At 34.1% G+C, this 19,564-nt stretch carries 20 protein-coding genes and 1 riboswitch; of the genes, 11 read left to right on the forward strand and 9 right to left on the reverse strand.

The features are described 5' to 3' along the window. Position 1: 1 nt before the first annotated feature. From H4V97_RS05635 to H4V97_RS05645, 3 genes are read right to left on the reverse strand one after another with little or no spacing between them, the layout of a single operon-like run. The gene (locus H4V97_RS05635) at positions 2 to 529 is read right to left on the reverse strand and encodes a DUF4252 domain-containing protein (RefSeq protein WP_196850230.1); all 528 of its coding nucleotides are present in this window, start codon (positions 527 to 529) and stop codon (positions 2 to 4) included. A gap of 16 nt (positions 530 to 545) precedes the next feature. Continuing rightward, complete coding sequence (locus tag H4V97_RS05640) at positions 546 to 1,019, reverse strand: hypothetical protein (protein ID WP_196850229.1); 474 nt, start codon at positions 1,017 to 1,019, stop codon at positions 546 to 548. Next, positions 1,006 to 1,515: an RNA polymerase sigma factor gene (locus H4V97_RS05645; protein WP_196850228.1), complete on the reverse strand. Its 510-nt coding sequence runs from the start codon at positions 1,513 to 1,515 to the stop codon at positions 1,006 to 1,008. The genes H4V97_RS05640 and H4V97_RS05645 overlap by 14 nt, the downstream gene beginning before the upstream one ends. A 123-nt stretch (positions 1,516 to 1,638) precedes the next feature. Between H4V97_RS05645 and H4V97_RS05650 the strand changes: the two genes are divergently transcribed. Both H4V97_RS05650 and H4V97_RS05655 read left to right on the forward strand, forming a co-directional pair. Further along, the gene (locus H4V97_RS05650; protein WP_196850227.1) at positions 1,639 to 3,084 is read left to right on the forward strand and encodes a S41 family peptidase; all 1,446 of its coding nucleotides are present in this window, start codon (positions 1,639 to 1,641) and stop codon (positions 3,082 to 3,084) included. 60 nt (positions 3,085 to 3,144) lie between these two features. Beyond that, positions 3,145 to 3,759, forward strand: a complete 615-nt coding sequence (locus H4V97_RS05655; RefSeq protein WP_196850226.1) for an N-acetylmuramoyl-L-alanine amidase — start codon at positions 3,145 to 3,147, stop codon at positions 3,757 to 3,759. 65 nt (positions 3,760 to 3,824) lie between these two features. Here the strand turns inward: H4V97_RS05655 and H4V97_RS05660 are convergent, their stop codons facing one another. Next, positions 3,825 to 5,780, reverse strand: a complete 1,956-nt coding sequence (locus H4V97_RS05660; RefSeq protein ID WP_209549155.1) for a TonB-dependent receptor plug domain-containing protein — start codon at positions 5,778 to 5,780, stop codon at positions 3,825 to 3,827. A 106-nt stretch (positions 5,781 to 5,886) separates the two neighbouring features. Next, positions 5,887 to 6,223, reverse strand: a riboswitch (cobalamin riboswitch). 82 nt (positions 6,224 to 6,305) lie between these two features. Between H4V97_RS05660 and H4V97_RS05665 the strand changes: the two genes are divergently transcribed. The 4 genes from H4V97_RS05665 (at position 6,306) to H4V97_RS05680 (ending at position 10,431) form a co-directional block, all read left to right on the forward strand. Then, a complete protein-coding gene (locus tag H4V97_RS05665) occupies positions 6,306 to 7,448 on the forward strand; it encodes an ABC transporter substrate-binding protein (protein WP_196850224.1) in 1,143 nt (380 codons plus the stop codon). A 1-nt stretch (position 7,449) separates the two neighbouring features. After that, on the forward strand, positions 7,450 to 8,481 hold the full coding sequence (locus H4V97_RS05670) for a FecCD family ABC transporter permease (RefSeq protein ID WP_196850223.1): 1,032 nt from the start codon (positions 7,450 to 7,452) through the stop codon (positions 8,479 to 8,481). Continuing rightward, positions 8,481 to 9,263: an ABC transporter ATP-binding protein gene (locus H4V97_RS05675; RefSeq protein WP_196850222.1), complete on the forward strand. Its 783-nt coding sequence runs from the start codon at positions 8,481 to 8,483 to the stop codon at positions 9,261 to 9,263. Before H4V97_RS05670 ends, H4V97_RS05675 begins: the two co-directional genes overlap by 1 nt. 256 nt (positions 9,264 to 9,519) lie before the next feature. Continuing rightward, positions 9,520 to 10,431 (forward strand): DUF5602 domain-containing protein, encoded by a 912-nt coding sequence (locus tag H4V97_RS05680; RefSeq protein WP_209549156.1) that lies wholly within the window; start codon positions 9,520 to 9,522, stop codon positions 10,429 to 10,431. A gap of 89 nt (positions 10,432 to 10,520) precedes the next feature. Here the strand turns inward: H4V97_RS05680 and H4V97_RS05685 are convergent, their stop codons facing one another. The 4 genes from H4V97_RS05685 to H4V97_RS05700 form a co-directional block, all read right to left on the reverse strand. Further along, positions 10,521 to 12,128, reverse strand: a complete 1,608-nt coding sequence (locus H4V97_RS05685) for a class I SAM-dependent methyltransferase (RefSeq protein WP_209549157.1) — start codon at positions 12,126 to 12,128, stop codon at positions 10,521 to 10,523. 111 nt (positions 12,129 to 12,239) lie between these two features. Further along, entirely contained in the window at positions 12,240 to 12,695 is a 456-nt protein-coding gene (locus H4V97_RS05690) for a tRNA (cytidine(34)-2'-O)-methyltransferase (RefSeq protein ID WP_209549158.1), read from the reverse strand. 98 nt (positions 12,696 to 12,793) lie between these two features. After that, positions 12,794 to 13,360 carry a pseudouridine synthase gene (locus H4V97_RS05695; protein WP_209549159.1) on the reverse strand — a complete coding sequence of 189 codons (567 nt, stop codon included), beginning with the start codon at positions 13,358 to 13,360 and terminating at the stop codon, positions 12,794 to 12,796. Positions 13,361 to 13,466: 106 nt separating this feature from the next. Further along, positions 13,467 to 14,699 carry an ectonucleotide pyrophosphatase/phosphodiesterase gene (locus H4V97_RS05700; protein WP_245345197.1) on the reverse strand — a complete coding sequence of 411 codons (1,233 nt, stop codon included), beginning with the start codon at positions 14,697 to 14,699 and terminating at the stop codon, positions 13,467 to 13,469. 342 nt (positions 14,700 to 15,041) lie between these two features. Here H4V97_RS05700 and H4V97_RS05705 point away from each other — a divergent pair, with 342 nt between their 5' ends. The 5 genes from H4V97_RS05705 to H4V97_RS05725 all read left to right on the forward strand — a co-directional run bounded on the left by H4V97_RS05705 (position 15,042) and on the right by H4V97_RS05725 (position 18,607). Then, positions 15,042 to 15,419 (forward strand): hypothetical protein, encoded by a 378-nt coding sequence (locus H4V97_RS05705; RefSeq protein WP_196850216.1) that lies wholly within the window; start codon positions 15,042 to 15,044, stop codon positions 15,417 to 15,419. A 175-nt stretch (positions 15,420 to 15,594) separates the two neighbouring features. Further along, entirely contained in the window at positions 15,595 to 16,965 is a 1,371-nt protein-coding gene (gene rmuC / locus H4V97_RS05710) for a DNA recombination protein RmuC (RefSeq protein WP_209549160.1), read from the forward strand. Positions 16,966 to 16,971: 6 nt separating this feature from the next. Continuing rightward, positions 16,972 to 17,337, forward strand: a complete 366-nt coding sequence (locus H4V97_RS05715) for a 6-phosphogluconate dehydrogenase (protein ID WP_196850214.1) — start codon at positions 16,972 to 16,974, stop codon at positions 17,335 to 17,337. A 6-nt stretch (positions 17,338 to 17,343) separates the two neighbouring features. Further along, positions 17,344 to 17,898, forward strand: a complete 555-nt coding sequence (locus tag H4V97_RS05720) for an acyl-CoA thioesterase (protein ID WP_196850213.1) — start codon at positions 17,344 to 17,346, stop codon at positions 17,896 to 17,898. A gap of 169 nt (positions 17,899 to 18,067) precedes the next feature. Further along, entirely contained in the window at positions 18,068 to 18,607 is a 540-nt protein-coding gene (locus H4V97_RS05725) for a YceI family protein (RefSeq protein ID WP_196850212.1), read from the forward strand. 2 nt (positions 18,608 to 18,609) lie between these two features. Here H4V97_RS05725 and H4V97_RS05730 read toward each other — a convergent pair whose 3' ends face one another. Next, complete coding sequence (locus H4V97_RS05730; RefSeq protein ID WP_245345198.1) at positions 18,610 to 19,527, reverse strand: TIGR01777 family oxidoreductase; 918 nt, start codon at positions 19,525 to 19,527, stop codon at positions 18,610 to 18,612. Positions 19,528 to 19,564 lie beyond the last annotated feature (37 nt).

Genomic DNA, 19,564 nt, shown 5'->3' on the forward strand with positions numbered 1-19,564 from the left:
CTTACTTTTTACCTCTTGTTGCTTTCTTCAAATCATCCCCGCCAGGAATTCTCATTTTATCCGTAAGAATCGAAATTTCATTCAAATCGAAATCACCGGTCAAAGACATTAAAACGGTATTGTCATTTTTCGCTCCTTCAATAAACATCAGGAGTTCTCTAATTTTAGAGTCCGTCGCTCCCGACTTTACCAATATTTTAATGTTTTTACCGCTGTCATTTACGCGCATCAACTCTTCTAGTCCGGCAGTTTTTATGTACTTCTCAGCTGTAGCTCTCATTTCATTTTCTACTCTGGTACTTTTGGTTGTAAAAACTTTAAGGTTGTCTAATTTTTTTATCAAATTCATGTATTGTTGTGTTTCTTTGTCAGAAGCATCAACTTTTACTTTACTCATCAAGTCAAACATTTTTCTGTTGACAATAATTGAAGTCACATCGTCTTGTCCGTCGAATTTATCAAAAGCCGCTTGAGCAAAAAATGGACTTGAAACTAATACTATTACTAATGTTATTATAAATTTTTTCATTTTTCTATTTTTTATTTTATTGTTTAAAAATTAATTCTTTTGATTCTTGGTATTCTTCAACATACTTTACACTTTCTATGCCAACATTTACATGTTTTGATAATAAGTCTAATGCTTTTTGTGTTTGTCTAAAGGCAACCTCAGGATCATCATACGTTCCTAAATCTTGCTTCTCACTTGCATTATCATAATTATAAAACACATACGTTCCTATTCCCAACAAAACAACAACAGAAGCGGCAATTGATAACCACGCTACATTACGTTTTTTACCCTCCTCTCGAAACTTAGGGATTGCGTGTAAGGCGATTTCTTGTCTCAACTTTTGTTCTTTTGCAAGAGATAAATAACCAAACATAGGCTTGTATTGTTCTAAATGCTGCGCAACATCCACTGAAGAAAAATAAGTACGTAATTCATTTTCTTCAACAATACTGGTTTCCCCTTGAAAGTATTTTTCTACTAGTATTTCTATTTTATTTAATTCCATAATTGTGCGTTTTTGTCATGCTTTCTCTTATCGTTTTTCTTGCTCTTGAAAGTGCCACGCGAACGGCTGTTTCATTCATCTCCACTATTTTTGCGATTTCCGCAAATTCATATTGTTCTATATCCCGCATCTGAATTAGTATTCGCTGCTGTTCCGGTAACTGGTTGATTATTTTTTCCACCCAATTTAAACTATCAACATCTTCTACTTTTTTATCTAAGCTAGGCTCTCTATCAGTAAAATTAGTATGAACGATTTTTAGGTTTCCTGCTCTCTTTGATTTTAATTGGTCTAAACAATAATTTTTTGTCATTGTCATCGCAACAGCTTCTACACTGTTAAAACCATCCAAACTTCCATTTTTACTCCACAACTTTACCAAAACTTCTTGAGTAGCATCTTCGGCTTCCTCCGTGCTTGTCAGCAATCGCTTAGCCAGTCTAAAAACTTTGTCTTTGAATGGATTGGTTAGCTGCACAAACTCATTTTGGTTCATAAAGAGTATTTATTAAAGCGGTTATATTATAAAGACGATACATGTTTCTTTTTGTTACAAAGAAGAGAAAATAAAACTAAAGTTAGTATTTTTACGTTTATATTAGATATTGAAACCCCAAACATGAAAAAAATATTCCAATTTACGCTTTTATTATTCTTAGCGGTTTTTACTTTCCAAGGCTGTCAAGATATGGATGATGTCGCTACACCAAAGGATCTTGCTATCAAAGATTTTATTTGGAAAGGACTAAACCAATACTATTTATGGCAAGCTGACGTCCCTAATCTATCTGACGACCGTTTTGCCTCACAGGCAGAACTGAATACTTTTTTGTCAGGTTATTCAACTCCCGAAAGTTTATTTGATGCTTTAAGAGTTGACAAATCTATTGATAGATTCAGCTGGATTGTAAGTGATTATTTAGAATTAGAAGGAGTACTGCAAGGAACTACTAAAAATACTGGAGTCGATTATGGCTTAAGATATAAATCCGGAAGCACTACTGAAATATTTGGTTGGGTAAGATATATTATTCCTGGTTCAGATGCATCAACCAAAGACATCAAGCGTGGAGCAATCTTTTACGCAATAAACGGAACTCAACTTACCGCAAGTAATTATCAAACTTTACTTGCTGCCGAAAGTTATACGTTAAACCTTGCCGATTATAATAATGGAGCAATTACCCCAAACGGAAAAACGGTTTCATTGACCAAAACAGTTTTAGCTGAAAATCCCATTTCACTAAATACCGTAATCACTTCAGGCACTCATAAAATAGGCTATTTGATGTATAATGGTTTTTATGCCGATTATGACAATCAGTTAAACGATGCTTTTGGCACACTAAAATCGCAAGGAATTACTGATTTAGTTCTTGATTTACGTTATAATTCAGGTGGTTCAGTTCTTACAGCTACCCGTTTAGCAAGTATGATTACGGGACAATATACTGGGCAGATATTTGCAAAACAACAATGGAATCCAAAAATCAACAGCTATTTTGAAACCAATAACCCGGATGCGTTAAAAAACAATTTTACGGACAAAATAGGATCTACTACTATTAATAGTTTGAATTTGACTAAAATTTATATCTTAACCACAAAAAGTACCGCTTCGGCAAGTGAGTTGGTGATTAATGGATTGAAACCGTATATGGAGGTTGTACAAATTGGCGACATAACTACTGGAAAAAATGTGGGTTCAGTTACATTATATGACTCGCCTACTTTTGGCAAAGACAATAGAAACCCGAATCATCGCTATGCCATGCAACCTATTGTTTTAAAAATTGTAAATTCCGCAGGTTTTGGTGATTACTTCAACGGATTGAAACCTACTTATGAATTGAAAGAGAACTTAGGCAATCTAGATATTCTTGGTAACACAACGGAGCCTTTATTAAGTACTGCAATTGGAAAAATCACAGGAACAGTAAAAATGCTAAGACAAAGTCCGGAAAAAGATTTCGAATATTTTACAGATGTAAAATCTATAAATGGATTACAAAACCAAATGTATCTTGACAAAGCACCTGAAGGGCTCTTGCAATCTTTAAAATAACATACTAAAAGATAGATTTACCCGTTATTAATTGACTGTCAATATTTTAAAGAAATACAAATGAAAAACACAACAAAATTATTTTTGATTTTGACTGCAATTACTTCTTTTGCCTTTATGAATCCTACACCCGCAGAGCCCAAAAAAATAATTGTGGTAATTGATGCAGGACACGGTGGAGATGATTTTGGAGTAACCGCTAACGCTATTTCTGAAAAACAAATTGTCGAGCAAGTCACTAATAAAATTAAATCTTCCAATAAAAATGTAGAAATCCATTTTACCAGAAATGATGATAAATCTTTATCACTTCAAGATAGAACTGATTTTATTAATAAGCTAAAACCTAATTTAGTTTTATCCCTGCATGTAAATGCAAGCTTAAATAACAAAACATCCGGTTTAGAGTTTTTTGTGGCAAAAGAAACTGAATTTTTTGAAAAATCACATGCAATTGCCAATCAGCTAAACGATAAATTTTCAAAAAATACTAATTTCAAAGTATCAGCTGTAAAAACCGGTCCTTTCTACATCCTTAAAAAATCAGATGTTCCGGCCGTAATTGTTGAGCTGGGTTATTTAACAAATGAGAATGACAAGAAATATTTGATTGATGACCAGCAGCAAAATAAAATTGCAAATTCCATTTCAGAATTCATTTCGGAAATGAAATAAAAACAATACATCTTAAAAAAGGCTTTCATCACTGAAAGCCTTTTTTGATTCTCTACTTTATTGCATTATAATTTGATATTCAATCCTAATTTGAAGTTTCTACCAAGGGAACTATAACCAACATTCTCTACAAAATCAGCGTTTAAAATATTAGTTACCGCACCAAAAACGGATAGCCTATTTTTTATCAATTCGTATCGTACGGACGAATTTACTAATTGATATGATCCTAAAACAATCTTTTTTGTTTCATAAGTGTTTCCATCAAAAAACGCATCTTTTCTGCCATCCACATATTGATAATTCACATTAAAGAACAGACTGCTATTTATTTGAAAATCCAACGACGAATTGACTTTATGCTTAGGAATTAGTCGGTCTAATGCAGTATCAACTTGTGTAAACGTATAATTAGAATTCCACTTTATTTTTTCGCTCAAGGCAAAAGAGACTTCGGTTTCCACACCTTTTGCTTTATTCATTCCATCAATATTGATGTAATTTGATTTAAATGTTACCGGATTGGAATAAAATCCAATAAAATTTGTTTGTTCACGATAAAAACCTACTGCGTTCAATCGGATTTTTTTATTCAAAAAGTGTGTTTCAAAGCCGGCTTCAATCGTACTGTTTTTCTCTGGTGTCAAATCTGCATTTCCATACTCGGAATACAATTGGTACAAACTAGGTGTCACAAACGCTGTACTGTAGGAAGCTAAAATCTTTAATGGAATCGATTTGAAATCATAAGAAGGATTGACGTTATACACCAATTGATTTCCATATTGACTGTGGATATTTAAACGCGCTCCAATATTTAGATTCAAACCAAAATCAGAATTAAAAACCCCTGTAACGTAAGGATCAATCATATTAAATTTGGTTTTCTCTTTAGCAATATTCCCATAAGGCGTTACACTATTCATGTCATGAAACTGATATTGAGCACCAGTAACAAAAAATAGGGATTGCGTAACTTCATATTTATTATAGGCATCCACATTCACGCTTCTGGAATCGTATTGTGAAAATCCTGCTTTATTTGAATAGGTGTCAAAATCATTATAGGCACGAACTATTTTGTTAAAGCTTGAATTCAGTACAAAATCTCCTTTTGTGTACTTGTATTTTGGTGCAAAACCAAAACGAAATTGTTCAGACTTTGTAGTATTTAAATTCGTGTCATTAGAACCTGTATTATCAAAAGAATAATCATAATCATTTTTGATTCGGTCATAATTACCAAAGAAATCCAGCGTCAATTTATCCGTTGCTTTATACCCCCGTTTTGCTAAATAATTGATCCGCGAAAAACCATCCTCTTCATAGTTTGCATTTGGATTTGGTGGTGCAATTTGAGAAATTCCGTTGGTCTCAGTACTATTCAAAGAAGCAAAATAATTGACTTTCTTCACATTGCCATTTACTGAAAAACCTTGATTAAAATCCTGTGCGGAAGTTTTTTTGGTAGATGCTGTATTATTTGTTCCAATGTTCAAATACGCATTTCCTTCAATGGCTTTTTTACCTGATTTTTTCAAAGTAATACTGATTACACCAGTCGCAGCGCCAGAACCGTACAAAGTACTTGCAGCTCCTTTCATAATCTCAATACTTTCTACCTGATCAACGGGAAGCAAACGTAAATCATACTCAAAACTAATTCCCGAAGCATCGTTTAAAGGAATTCCATCAATAAGAATAAGTACTTGATTGTTCTTTCCTCCCCGAATGTAGTAGCCTAAATTTTTCCCCGCTACACTGTGGCTTCCGTTAATCTCTAAACCGGCAACCGTGTTAAGAATAGTTGCAATGCTTTGTCCAGCATTTTTTTTCAAGTCTTCAGCTGTGATCTTAGTAATCACCTTTCCTGATTTTTCCTTTGCTAAAGCAAATTTGGAGTCGGAAACTACTACTTCATTCAATTCATTTTGAGTTGAAATAGTTTCTTTTTTTTGCGCAAAAGCACAAGAAGTTATTAGCACGCATAACGCACTAATACGAACGATTTTATTGTTCATTTTAATAAAACATTTAGTAACAGTCCGATTTTTTAAACTGCTACATGACTAAAAAGTGGGAGAAAAGCATAGAATTACCCATACCCAAACCTTTTTTCCCGAAAGTTTGATACTCGATGTAATAGGCAGGTCTCCTGGCTTGCGTCTTGTTGTTTACCTTCTCATTCTTGATTTAGGATTTTAGATTTATTCATTAAGGATTATTTAATCCTAATTCCTAAATCATTAATTCTAATTTATTTGAACAATGGTTTTGTAGATAACAACAAGCTTTATAGCTTACAGTTGCGGGTACAGCCCAAGATTTTTAATTTGGGATTTACGATTTGGGATTTGGGATTTAAAATCCTCAATCTAAATTCATAATTCCTAAATTTGCACTTGATTCCCTTTTAGTGCCGTTTTGAAAAACAAAAACAGCAACCTCAATACGGCGACAAATATAACCTTATCATTTGAATAAAAAATAAAATTTGATTTTTAAAAAGTATTAAATATACCTTTGCAATTCTTGAAAATCATGTTATGAAAACAATTTTTTTAAAATTCACCTTCTTTTTATTTGTCATTTTTTTTAGTGGATGCAAGCAAAATAAGGAAACTTCCAATGCTATAATTACTTCTTCAAAAAATGAAGTTCACTATGCAAAAGGCTTAGAAATCTACAAATACAAAGGCTATTCAATAGTTAAAATTACCAGTCCTTGGCCTGAAGCCAAAGAAAATTTCACCTATGTTTTACAAGAAAAAAATGGAATCATTCCCGACAGTTTAAAACAATTTACTGCTATTTCTGTTCCAATAAAATCGATTGTAGTTACCTCAACAACACACATTCCAGCTTTGGAAATGTTGGGTGTGGAAAAAACTTTGGTTGGTTTTCCTAATACAGATTATATTTCTTCTGAGAAAACCAGAAAATTAATTGATACGGGAAAAGTTAGAGAAGTTGGTACAAATGAAACGCTAAACACTGAAGTTCTTATTGACATGGCTCCAGATGTGATTGTCAGTTTTGGTTTAAACAACAGTAATCCAACGCTGGATAATTTACAAAAAAGTGGTTTAAAGGTAATGCTCAATGGCGATTGGACCGAACAATCTCCACTAGGAAAAGCCGAATGGATTAAATTTTTTGGCGCTTTGTATGGATTAGATTCTAAAGCGAATACCCTCTTTTCTGAAATCGAAAAAGAATACAAAAACACTTTGGCTATAGCCAAAAAAGCAACCTCAAAACCGACGGTTCTCAGCGGTGCAATGTTTCAAGAACAATGGTATGTTCCTCAAGGCGAAAGTTGGGCTGCTTTATTTTTGAAAGATGCGCAATCCAACTATTTATGGGCTGATAGTAAAGGAACTGGCAGTTTACCATTACCATTTGAAACTATATTAGATAAGGCACAAAATGCTGATTTCTGGATTGCTCCGGGCGATTTTTCTTCGTTGAAACAAATGAGTGACAGCAATCCACATTACAGTCAATTTGTATCATTTAAAAATAAAAAAGTATATTCGTACGGTATAAATAAAGGCGCAAAAGGCGGGATTTTATATTTCGAATGGTCTCCTACCCGCCCCGACTGGGTATTGAAAGATTTGATTAAAATTTTTCATCCTGAATTGTTGCCAAATCACCAACTTTTTTTCTTTCAGAAATTAGAATAAATTGACTGATACAAACCGAAATATTTTTCTCTTTATCTTCCTAGCCATCGGAGTAGTTTTCTTGTTTCTGGTCAACATCAGTTTAGGATCAGTTTCTATACCTATAAAAGAAGTTTTTAATAGTTTAACCGGAGGAAATTCCAGTAAAGAAGCATGGGAATATATCATAATCAATTATCGTGTACCTAAAGCTGTTGCTGCAATTCTGGTTGGAATGGGCTTATCCATTAGTGGGTTGCTGATGCAAACCTTATTTCGAAATCCGCTTGCAGGGCCTTATGTTCTAGGTTTAAGTTCAGGAGCTAGTTTAGGTGTGGCTATGGTTATTTTAGGCGCCGCTTTTTTACCTGAATTTATAGCGACGATATTATTATCCTCTTATGGAATCGTTTTAGCTTCAAGTTTGGGTAGTTTTTTAGTTTTATTGGCAGTTTTGGCGGTTTCACATCGGCTGCGAGACACTATGGCCATCTTGATTGTAGGATTAATGTTTGGCAGTTTGACCAGCGCTATTGTTGGAACCCTAACCTATTTCAGTACCGCTGAACAATTACAAAAATTCACTTTTTGGTCCTTGGGTAACCTCGGCAATTTGTCTTGGACATCAATTCTAATTTTATCCATATGCGTGGCTGTAGGTCTATTATTAAGTCTTTTAAGCATTAAGCCTTTGAATGCTTTGCTTTTGGGTGAAAACTACGCCCGAAGTTTGGGTTTGAACTATGCAAAAACAAGACTTATCATCATTTTTGCCACCAGTATTTTGGCCGGAAGTATTACCGCATACGCCGGACCTATTGCTTTTATTGGATTGGCCGTGCCACATATCGCCAAATTAGTTTTCCAAACCAGCAACCATACTGTTTTGTTTTGGAGCACACTGCTTTTCGGGGCTATTATCATGTTGATTTGCGACAGTATTTCTCAACTTCCCGGCAGTGATATTACTTTGCCAATCAATGCTGTGACTTCGATTTTTGGGGCGCCAATTGTAATTTGGTTATTAATTAGGAAACGTAAAATGATGAACTAATGGAAAACAAAATCATCTTACAAGCTTCAGAAATCAGCATTGGATATTCTCATAAAAAAGAAAAATCAATTGTTGCTTCAGATATTAATTTGTCTTTAGAAAAAGGGAAACTTATTGCCTTAATTGGTGCAAACGGTATTGGAAAATCTACGCTTTTACGAACGATAACCGGAATTCAAAAAACAATTTCCGGAATTATTTTGCTCAACGGCCAAAACATTCACGAAATAGACGCCTTGACCTTGGCACAAAATCTAAGTGTGGTCCTAACCGAAAAATTGCCTCCCAGTAACTTGACCGTTTTTGAACTAATTGCTTTAGGAAGACAGCCTTATACCAATTGGATTGGAAAATTAACTGATACGGATATTGTAAAAGTGAACGAAGCGATGGAACTGACACAAATCAGCCATTTAGCCGCTAAAAAACATTATGAAATCAGTGATGGGCAATTACAAAAAGTATTGATTGCACGTGCTTTGGCACAAGATACACCGCTAATAATTTTAGATGAACCTACAACTCATCTCGATTTATTACACAAGGTAAGCCTTTTTAAACTACTTAAAAAACTCACGCACGAAACTGGAAAATGCATTTTATTTTCTACTCATGACATCGATATGGCTATACAGTTGAGCGATGAAATGATTATTATGACGCCTGAAACAGTAATTCAAGACGAGCCTTGTAATTTTATCGCAAAAGGAAGTTTTAATACCTTATTCAAAGATGAACATATTGTTTTTGACGCCGATAAAGGAAAATTTATGATTATTTAATATTACCGCCATTTTATTCCAAAGTCAATTTGTGATAAAAAATACTTTTCTTCATAGAAATGCCGCTTATCCATTTTACCATAAATATACAGCTTTTTGTAACGCAGACAAAAGTACCTTTTTTGTTAATTTTTAAATAATTAAACGCTACTAATCAGATAGTTATAATATTTATTGTATTTTTGTTGTTCGTTTTAATCTCCCCAAATCTTAACTTATCTACATCATTAAAAATAACCTTTTAAAATTTTTAATCATGGAAAATTTGTTTACAATGCCAAAAAAAATTATCGTTTTGGGGTCATTATTTTTGCTTTTTTCCTGCGCTCAAGATGAGTTGCTGAACGATGACTCACTGAAAGCCACACCCCGAACTTTTATCGAAAAATGGAGCTCGGACAAACTCAATGTATTCAAAGGACCTAAAGTTGCTGTTGGAAATGACAGTGTGCGTTCCTGGATTAGCGTGAGAAAAGATACAGGATTGCCAAATGAAATCGGTATCGAAATGTCTCCCGGAGCTTTAACTGGACTTCCGGATTATGCTCCGGGTGTAGAGGGTCCAACCATTGTTCTTCCATTGCATATTAAAGCAAAGCAATTAACCCCTTTTAAACACATAGTGCTTAATTGGCAAAACCACGGCCATGGTGGAGGCCCAACAAATACTGAATTCAATTCTCCACATTTCGATTTTCATTTCTATACAATTTCTAATGAAGAGCGCTTAGCGATTCCAGATTGGTGTTCCTGTCCGGCTGATGCCGCATTTAACATCTATCCACCCACCACAACGAGTACTACAAATAGCCCTGTTACCATTACTACTGGTGGTTATATGCCTTTGGGATATGCTACTCCACCTGGTCAAGGTGCGGTTTATGGACAAATGGGAAAACATTGGCTACCTATTCCATTTAACTATTTACCTTTCACTAAAGTTATGGTTTATGGCACCTATGATGGGAAAATCGTTTTTGTTGAGCCAATGGTTACCCGGGAATATTTATCCGCAAATCCAGATTTTAGCGCGGCTTATTCGCAACCAAAACTTTTTGAAAAAGCGGGAAATTATCCATCAAGATATAATATTTATCGAGATTCTAAGACTGGAAATATTAAAATAACTTTAAGCGATTTTTTAGCCAGAGCAGCTACCCCCTATTAATTTTAAATGAGGAAGTTGAATAGACTTCCTCATTTATTTTTTTTAATAATTTCTAATCCAATTATTGCATTTAACATAAAATCGGTTCATCAATTTCCTTTCAATAAATTAATGCTAACCGTCGCCAAATCTGAATCGGGAAATCTTTTAAAATAATTGGAATCCGGAAATAGTCCTGCTTCAGCAGCTATTTTATGCAGAACAGGAATTTCGACTATGTATTGATCCGAAAAACCATGTGTCGCATCATAAGCAGTAGCGGCCGTTTTCCCGAGATTAGCAGCTGTCAAATTAGGAGCTATGGTATGCAATTCGATCATCAACAAACCAAATTTTCGAACATATGGAGACCATTTATTAAGATGTTCCAATAGATTATCTTCTACTAAATTATTATTAATTCGGGCTCCTCTATGTGCAAAAGCTCCCGTAGATTGGCTTATTCGATCTTTATTACTATCATTTGGCATTTCCCAAATTCGGTTATGATCTAGAAAGGTTCTCACATTCAGTAAATCTTTCAAATCGATAGCATAATTTTCCATCAAATCATTAGACAATACATCCGGACGACCAATATCCCCCCAAATTACTTTGGCCCAAATATCCGCTTTGATTAAATTCGCACGAGTTACCTTGAGAGCCGCCTCATTATAATCGGCGCCAACGAGAAATAACGGATAATCATCAAGCATTTTTCCACGCAAAGTTTGCCTGTCGATAACCTCAAAAATATGTTGCAGGAAAGCGCCATTTCCACAACCCATGTCCAGAATTCCTTTGGGTTGTTCCTCTATTGGCAAATTGAATAATTTAATGATAATTTCATCCACTACTTTAAAATACGTGTCGTGCGCACCGCCACTTCCCCACACATTCATTTCTCTGTCCACATGAATTTCGTCCTCTCCTTCGGCAACATTTCGCAATACATTTGGATTACCAAAAAGTAACTCGTCCATTTTACTAAAAGTAGGTAAATACGAAACAGTAACTCCATAAGCTGTGGCTCTTTTGGCAAAAAACAGACCTGTTTCCGTAAACTGATAATTTCCATTCTTTTGGGTAAACCAACCTAAATGGGCAAAGAAATCGAGTATGATTTTGAAATTTTCGGGGGATTTATGAAATTCCTCGGGACGGAAGGAAATCTCCATAAAATATTTATGAAACATGCCACTCATGCCAAGGCGAACTAATGTAGGCCCTACTAAACATCCTTCAATATGCGTTAAAATCTGATGTTGAATGGTATTTGTCTGAGGATCATTCAAGAATGAAATCCCATAATTATTTTTATATTTTTCGAAAATAACTCTCAAACGTTCAAAAGGCGCCTCTTCGAATAATCGAGGATGAAATCGCATCGAGAAATGCAATAAATCAACCACATCTTCGTACAAATGAAACATAGAAAAAGCAGTTTCACTTTTATCATTAATCGAAAATCTAATCTCGTCTACAGCGTTATTGACATGATAATTCAGGAATCCTTGGGAACATAAAACACGCAACCCTACATTTAGATAGCCTTCATTTGCGTTGAAATGACCAGTGAGATCGGCAAGAGTGGCTTCTTTTTTATCAAAAATATAAGATAGCACTCCACTTTTATGTAAAGCAAAGGCAACTGGCGCCGTAACCAAGCCATCTAAATGTTTAAAAATGGTATTTCTAAGAATAACTTTATCAATCATAAAAGTAAATTTAAAGGCAGAAAAAACACTGCCAAATCAGGGAATGTCTTACTCAAATATATAAAATTTACTTCAAAAAAATCTTCCTACTTGCAATTTAAAATATTCAACTTACACTTTACAAGCTATTTGCCTTTTTGCTTCGCCAATGACAAACGCGACAGAATTAGCGATGTTAAAACTTCTAATGAGTGGTGACATGGGAATGGTTAAATGATTCGGAAACTGATTTAAAACTTCCTCACTCAAGCCCTTACTTTCTTTCCCAAAAACCAACCAATCTCCATCTTCAAAATCATTCTCCAAATAGGATTTTGAAGCGTGGGAACTCATCAGAAAAACTCGAGATAAATCAGGAATCTCTGCTTTCCAATCGGCTACATTTTGATATTCCGTTATATCGAGGTATACCCAATAATCCAACCCGGAACGCTTCAAATTTTTATCATTGATAACAAATCCAAAAGGATGAATCAAGTGCAAACGACTTTCCGTACCTACACATAATCGACCTATGTTTCCGGTGTTATTTGGTATTTCGGGTTCTACTAAAACGATGTTTAACATTTTTAAAAGATTTTTGATTGCTGATTTACGATTGCTGATTTTTGATTGACGCCGTTGATTAAATAGTTGATTTTGCCATTGAAATTGAAATTGATTTTTTATTGAAAATCTTCCACTTCAATTACTTCTCCGGCCTGCAAATCATTGAGATGGACATTCCCTATTCGGACGCGAACCAATCTCAAAGTAGGAAAACCTACAGCAGCCGACATTTTTCGTACTTGTCGAAACTTGCCTTCATTGACCGTAATCGAAGCCCAGGAAGTTGGACCATGACGTTCATCCCTGATTTTTTTTCCTCTGGCTCCAAAGGCAGGAATTTCATGTATTAAAGATGCTTTGCAGGGTTTGGTAATATACTTGGTTCCATTAAAACCAATTTCCACGCCATTTTGCATTTCGTCAATAGCTTGTTGATTGATAATCCCATCGACTTGCACGTAATATTCTTTGTCAACTTTTTTGCTTCTAATGATTTCACTCATCATACCATCCGTGGTCAACAACAACAATCCTTCTGAATCTTCGTCGAGACGACCTATTGCCATCGTTCCTTTTGGAAAATCATACAATTCACCCAACAGTTTTTTTTTGCGTTTCAGCTCATAAATAAACTGACTTAAATAACCGTAAGGCTTATGAATAATGAAATGATGCTGTTTCATATTGTCATTTTAAAAATAATAATTGGTTACAAATTTACCATTTCCTTTTTGTATTCGTATAAAAAATTACCCCACTACAATACAGAACTACAACTAAACAAAAAAATTATTCCTTACGTAACATCTGATTTACTTCTTTAAAATCACCATCCACTTTTTCGATCTGCAGACCTAAAATATGAGCAATCAAAGGATATACACTCACGTTTTGGAAAGTACCGATCTTTTTTCCAATTCTAAAGTTAGGTCCTTTTGCAAAAAAAATAGCGTGCATATCTTTGTTGTTATTATCATATCCATGGGTTCCTCCTTTTATTATTTGGCTCATATTGGTGACCAAACTATAGTTCTTTTTAGCTTCCACAACGAAATCTAAAACCCTAGGATTACTTCCATAATGCAACCTTCTAGGTAAATCCTTAGCGGCCCAAAATTTAATATGAGGTACTTTTGTCAATGCTTGAGCAATAGAATCTTTATATCCCGCTTTGGCTTCAAGACTCATAATTGGATTGATCACCTGCTGATAGCCAACCCAATTGGGTTTTAAATAATCTAAAATAGCCACTTTTTTAGTATCATTTATGTCAGCCATCCCATGATCTGAAACGACGATTAAATTAATTTTCTTACCAATAGGTAATGCATCCAACTTATTAGTCAAAACCCCAATAACAGAATCCATCTTGGTTACCATTTTTTTATTTTCTAAAGACAAGGGACCAAAATTATGTCCCGTATGATCTGGCTCATCAAAATAAAGCATAATCAAGTGAGGTCTCTCATTCTCCGGAAGATTTAGCCAGTCTATCACCGTGTCAATTCGCACAGCATAAGGAACTTTGTCGTCATATTTTTTATAGATACTGGGGCTTTTCTTCCCTGTATCAGAACCGGGCCAGTAAAAAGAAGCCGTTTTTACTCCTTGCTGTTCAGCAACATTCCAGATGGGATTGCCACCGTAAAACTGAGGGTCGGTTTTGGCATCACTGGACAAGGAAAATATTTTTTCCAGCTGTGGATCATAAAAACTATTATTTATTATACCATGATGATCCGGATATAAACCCGTCACTATAGCGTAATGATTGGGAAAAGTTTTAGTGGGGTACGAAGGCTTCATCGATTTGGCTTGTACACCAGCCTGAGCAATATTCGTTAACTTAGGCAAATTAAAATGTTTAACGAAATCCCATCTAAAACCATCTAGAGAAACCATGACCACATACGGTTTTGTAGAACTTTGCGCTGTAGCCATTCCAAAATAACCCAACATAAAACATAAACAAATGTTTTTGATAAATGATTTATTAGTCTTAATGTGTAGTTTCTTTTTCATTTCATAAATTTAAATCGCAACAAATATATCGTTAACTTTCAACTCTGGGGTTAATATACTGTCAATGATTTAGACCCTAATCTTATCTTTAGTCTTTATATAGTCCCAATCCTTTCTTAAAGAATCTAAGATTATAATTTTAAGCGACTCAAAAAAAATCTTCTCCCGAAAAAAAGCTCTGAATTGTTCCTTGTATTGTTTCTTTATTTTGATTTGATATAAAGTACAGCAACATGACATTGATGTACACAAACCAAAAGCTATGTTAAATGATTGCATTAGCCCATTTAAAAGGCGTAATATTATAAACAATTACTAAGGTAATAACTAAAATTAAATATCATGGAAAGCAAAGATTTAGGTTCAAAAAAGACCAATAATAAGCAAAATATAAATGAAGGATTTAGCAGCGAAAACTTGCCTGAAGACTATAATCCATCCACATCAAATCTTAAAGAAGAAGTAGAAATAGATGCCAATGGCAACGAAAAAATTGTTCAAAGAGCGCGTAATGTTGATGGGACAATTGCTTCTATCCCTGAACCCGAGGAACGAACATGGAATGAAAACGAAAGTTTGAGTCGGGGTGTTTCCACAGAAAAAGAAGTAATGCGAACTGTTGAAAATGAAGACCACAACTCTGATATTACAGCAAATAGATATCCCAACGAACATCCTGACAATAAAGAGGATAGAGGAAATATAAAGCTGGATGAATAACCGTTTGTTTTGTTTTTTGAAAAGCCAATAGGAATGTAATTTCTTATTGGCTTTTTTTTTGTAAAGTTGATAATTAAGACTGATTTTGGCAAATAAAAAAATATTTAAAACATATCTTTTAAATCCTAAAATTGATATTATTCCTTACTTTTACTTTTTTAACAAAAATATTTCTATGTCTAATATGCTTCCTTTTTTATTGATTTTTATCGTTGCTCTCGCCATTGGCGTTTTCATAGGAAAACTCATTTTCTCTGCCCGATTCCAGTCGGAAAAAATTAGTCTGGAAGAGAAATTAATCGCTTTAAATTCCCAGTTTAATCAACAAAAAGAACAAATCTTTACTGACAAATTCAGTTTTGAAAAACAATTGGAAACAACTAATTCTGATAAAGAAATCATTCGTAACGAGAAAGACAGTCTGGCGATTCAGCTTTCGAAAAAAGAAGTGGATTTTGAGAATCTTTGGGAACGCAACAAAGAGCAAAAAGAAGAAGTAGAAAAACTACAGGAAAAGTTTACTAAGGAATTTGAGAATTTAGCCAATAAAATATTAGAGGAAAAATCAAATAAATTTACCGAACAGAACAAAGAAAATATGAAAAATATCTTGACTCCTTTGCAAGATAAAATTCATTTATTCGAAAAGAAAGTCGAAGACACGCACAAAGAAAGTATTGATTATCATGCGGCTTTACGCCAACAAATCCTTGGTTTGAGAGAAATGAATATCCAAATGAGCAAGGAAACCATCAACCTGACCAAAGCTTTGAAAGGCGACAGCAAAATGCAGGGGAATTGGGGCGAATTAGTTTTGGAACGTGTTTTAGAAAAATCAGGTTTGGAGAAAGGACGCGAATACGAAGTGCAAGTCAGTCATACTGCGGAAGATGGAAACCGTGTTTTCCCCGATGTCGTAATTAATTTGCCTGACGGTAAAAAAATGATTGTCGATTCGAAAGTATCGCTTACCGCTTATGAAAAATACATCAACGAAGAAGATGACAATTTAAAAATTAGTTTCTTAAAAGAACACGTAAACTCCATCAAACGCCACGTGGACCAATTAGGTAACAAAAACTATCACGATTTATATCAAATAGAAAGTCCTGATTTCGTGCTGCTGTTTATCCCAATCGAACCGGCATTTGCGATGGCGCTAAACGAAGACACTAGTTTATACAACAAAGCATTCGAGAAAAATATCGTAATTGTCACACCTGCTACTTTGCTGGCCACTTTACGCACAATTGACAGTATGTGGACCAACCAAAAACAACAGGAAAACGCATTGGAAATTGCAAGACAAGCAGGAGCTTTGTATGATAAATTCGAAGGTTTTGTGGCTGATTTAATCAAAATTGGTAAAAAAATTGACGAAAGTAAAATAGAATACAGTGGCGCCATGAATAAATTAGTGGAAGGAAAAGGTAACCTGATTGTAAGCGTGGAGAAATTGAAAAAAATGGGAGCCAAAGCCAAAAAAGCACTTCCCGAGAGCATATTAATTAGAGCTGAAAAAGACGAAAACCAATTATTAAATTAAACAAAAATGAGAAAAATACTTACCATTATTTTAGCGGTTGCTGCTGTAGGCCTTATCAGTTATTTTGCTTTTATCTATTATGTTCCCTTTAGCGAAGGAATCCGTTCCGGGCAACTTACAAAATTAAGCCATAAAGGTGTAGTTTTAAAAACATGGGAAGGAGAATTGAGCCAAGGAATTTCTGGTACCCAAATATTTTCATTTTCGGTTTTAGACAGTGAAAAAAAAGTAATTGAAGACCTAAAAGTATTACAGGGTAATTATGTTAAAGTGACTTATGTGGAACGGTATAAAACGTTTTCATGGTGGGGAGATACGCGCTATTTTATCACCTCAGTAGAAAAGGAAGTTTCACCTTTCAATCAAAAATAAACACCGATGAATACTACTTTTAAAACGGTGGCCTCCTCTAATATTAGCATTTCAGAATTGATGTTGCCATCTCATACTAATTTTAGTGGCAAGATTCATGGTGGTTATATCTTATCATTATTAGATCAAATTGCTTTTGCCTGCGCCTCAAAGTTTTCAGGAAATTATTGCGTAACGGCATCGGTAGATACGGTAAATTTTCTAAAACCGATTGAAGTGGGGGAACTGGTAACTATGAAAGCCAGTGTGAATTATGTGGGTAACAGTTCTATGATTATTGGCATTCGAGTAGAAGCCGAAAATATTCAAACCGGAAAAATAAAACATTGTAATTCCTCGTACTTTACAATGGTATCCAAAGATAAAGAAGGCAAAAGTATGCCTGTCCCAGGTTTAATTATTTCTAATCTAAACGAAGTAAGGCGATTTCATAATTGCTTAAAATTGATAGCATTAAAAAAAGAAAGCGATTATCATGAAGAAGTATTTGATTACAGCTCTAAAGAAAGCTTGGAAAGTTTAGAAAAATACAATGTTTTGCTAGAATTAAAAAAGGCATAATAATTTTTTTTGATCTAAATAGTAAAATTAAAAAGAAAGGAATAAACCAATATACTTTTTTCAAAAATGGGAATAAAATATAGATTTAAATCAAATAATTTCTTCCAATTTAATGAACTTTTTCGCCGTTTTTTTCGTAACTTTAAGATAACTATAACTCATCTAAATCATGAAAAAATCTACCCTCCTTTTCTTGATTTTTGTATCTATTACAACCTTGGCCCAAGAAAAATTAATTTCGGACAAGGGCACTATTAATTTTGAAGCTTCGATACCATTATTTGAAGAAGTAAAAGCCATAAATGATAATACATCTTGCGTTTTGATTACGAAAACGGGCGAGATAACTTGTTTGGCCTACATCAAAAAATTTCAATTTGAAAGAAGTTTGATGCAGGAACACTTCAATAATAATTATATGGAAAGTGCCCGTTATCCAAAAGCTATTTTCAAAGGCCTAATTCAAAGATTTGACTTGAAGAATATCGACTCAAATTCGAAAGAGTACGAGATAAAAGGTAAAATTACTATTCATGGAAAATCAAAAGCAATTGTAGTTTCGGCAACCATTAAAAAAGTAGCCGAAGGAATTGAACTTATTTCTAATTTCCCATTAAATACCGATGATTTCAAAATTGAAATTCCTTATATAGTGCGAAGCAAAATAGCTAAAAATGTTAATACACAAATCCGTTGTGTTTTACAATAATCCTATTTTGCTAAACAATCCTTAATTGCTTCTTCCAGATTTTTAAATTTAAAATGAAAACCGGTTTTTTCAATTTTATCAGATGAAACTCTTCGTCCTGTTAAAACAATTTTTGACATTTCACCCATTGCTGTTTTTAATATAAAAGCAGGTACATTAGGTAACCAAATCTTGTAACCAAAAACTTTCGCTAAGGTTTTAGAGAAAATACTATTATTTGTATTGTCATTAATCGCTGCATTAAAAGGACCATTCATAGTTGGATCAATAATAGCTTGAAAATAAATATTGCATAAATCATCAACATGTATCCATGGCATATATTGCTTTCCTGAACCTAATGCTGCGCCAAGTCGCCACTTAAAAATAGGAATTAGTTTTTTTAAAAAACCATCATCTCTGCCCAACACTAAACCGGTACGAATTTTCACAGTTCGAATGTTTAAGTATTCAATAAAATCAAGCCCTTCCTCCCATTTTTGACAGGTGGAACCCAGAAAATCATTGGCCAAAGGTGAGTCCTCAGTACAAATTTCTTCCCCATTTACAGCTCCATAAATTCCTATTGCCGAAGCGGAAATAAAAGCATCCAGTTTTTTATTATGTTTTTTAAGAACCGAATAAATTAGTTGAGTCGATTGTTGCCGACTATTTATTATAGCCTCTTTTCGTTTTTGAGACCATCTTTTCTCTGCGATATTCTCCCCTGCCAGATGTATCACATAATCTGCGTTAAGAACAGCGTCTTCGTCAATGAATTGAGTTGAGACATCCCATTTGAAATAAGAAATTTCCGAAGTATTTTGTCTTTTACTTCTGCTTAAAATTGAAACACTATATCCTCTTTCAATTAGTAATTGTGTCAAATGTTTCCCTATAAATCCAGAACCACCGCTTATTAATACATTTTTTTTCATCATACGGTAAAGCTACTCATTTATATTGATGTAAAAAATA

It is taken from the genome of Flavobacterium sp. CG_23.5 (assembly GCF_017875765.1).
Classification (GTDB): domain Bacteria; phylum Bacteroidota; class Bacteroidia; order Flavobacteriales; family Flavobacteriaceae; genus Flavobacterium.

Excerpts from the sequence above, each read along its gene's own strand:
- H4V97_RS05655 (WP_196850226.1), top strand. The coding sequence starts at position 3,145 with ATGAAAAACACAACAAAATTATTTTTGATTTTGACTGCAATTACTTCT.
- H4V97_RS05660 (WP_209549155.1), bottom strand. The coding sequence starts at position 5,780 with ATGAACAATAAAATCGTTCGTATTAGTGCGTTATGCGTGCTAATAACT.
- H4V97_RS05695 (WP_209549159.1), bottom strand. The coding sequence starts at position 13,360 with ATGAAACAGCATCATTTCATTATTCATAAGCCTTACGGTTATTTAAGT.
- H4V97_RS05665 (WP_196850224.1), top strand. The coding sequence starts at position 6,306 with ATGAAAACAATTTTTTTAAAATTCACCTTCTTTTTATTTGTCATTTTT.
- H4V97_RS05715 (WP_196850214.1), top strand. The coding sequence starts at position 16,972 with ATGAGAAAAATACTTACCATTATTTTAGCGGTTGCTGCTGTAGGCCTT.
- H4V97_RS05650 (WP_196850227.1), top strand. The coding sequence starts at position 1,639 with ATGAAAAAAATATTCCAATTTACGCTTTTATTATTCTTAGCGGTTTTT.
- H4V97_RS05640 (WP_196850229.1), bottom strand. The coding sequence starts at position 1,019 with ATGGAATTAAATAAAATAGAAATACTAGTAGAAAAATACTTTCAAGGG.
- H4V97_RS05635 (WP_196850230.1), bottom strand. The coding sequence starts at position 529 with ATGAAAAAATTTATAATAACATTAGTAATAGTATTAGTTTCAAGTCCA.
- H4V97_RS05730 (WP_245345198.1), bottom strand. The coding sequence starts at position 19,527 with ATGATGAAAAAAAATGTATTAATAAGCGGTGGTTCTGGATTTATAGGG.
- H4V97_RS05680 (WP_209549156.1), top strand. The coding sequence starts at position 9,520 with ATGGAAAATTTGTTTACAATGCCAAAAAAAATTATCGTTTTGGGGTCA.
- H4V97_RS05725 (WP_196850212.1), top strand. The coding sequence starts at position 18,068 with ATGAAAAAATCTACCCTCCTTTTCTTGATTTTTGTATCTATTACAACC.
- H4V97_RS05700 (WP_245345197.1), bottom strand. The coding sequence starts at position 14,699 with ATGAAAAAGAAACTACACATTAAGACTAATAAATCATTTATCAAAAAC.
- H4V97_RS05645 (WP_196850228.1), bottom strand. The coding sequence starts at position 1,515 with ATGAACCAAAATGAGTTTGTGCAGCTAACCAATCCATTCAAAGACAAA.
- rmuC (WP_209549160.1), top strand. The coding sequence starts at position 15,595 with ATGTCTAATATGCTTCCTTTTTTATTGATTTTTATCGTTGCTCTCGCC.
- H4V97_RS05675 (WP_196850222.1), top strand. The coding sequence starts at position 8,481 with ATGGAAAACAAAATCATCTTACAAGCTTCAGAAATCAGCATTGGATAT.
- H4V97_RS05705 (WP_196850216.1), top strand. The coding sequence starts at position 15,042 with ATGGAAAGCAAAGATTTAGGTTCAAAAAAGACCAATAATAAGCAAAAT.
- H4V97_RS05690 (WP_209549158.1), bottom strand. The coding sequence starts at position 12,695 with ATGTTAAACATCGTTTTAGTAGAACCCGAAATACCAAATAACACCGGA.
- H4V97_RS05720 (WP_196850213.1), top strand. The coding sequence starts at position 17,344 with ATGAATACTACTTTTAAAACGGTGGCCTCCTCTAATATTAGCATTTCA.
- H4V97_RS05685 (WP_209549157.1), bottom strand. The coding sequence starts at position 12,128 with ATGATTGATAAAGTTATTCTTAGAAATACCATTTTTAAACATTTAGAT.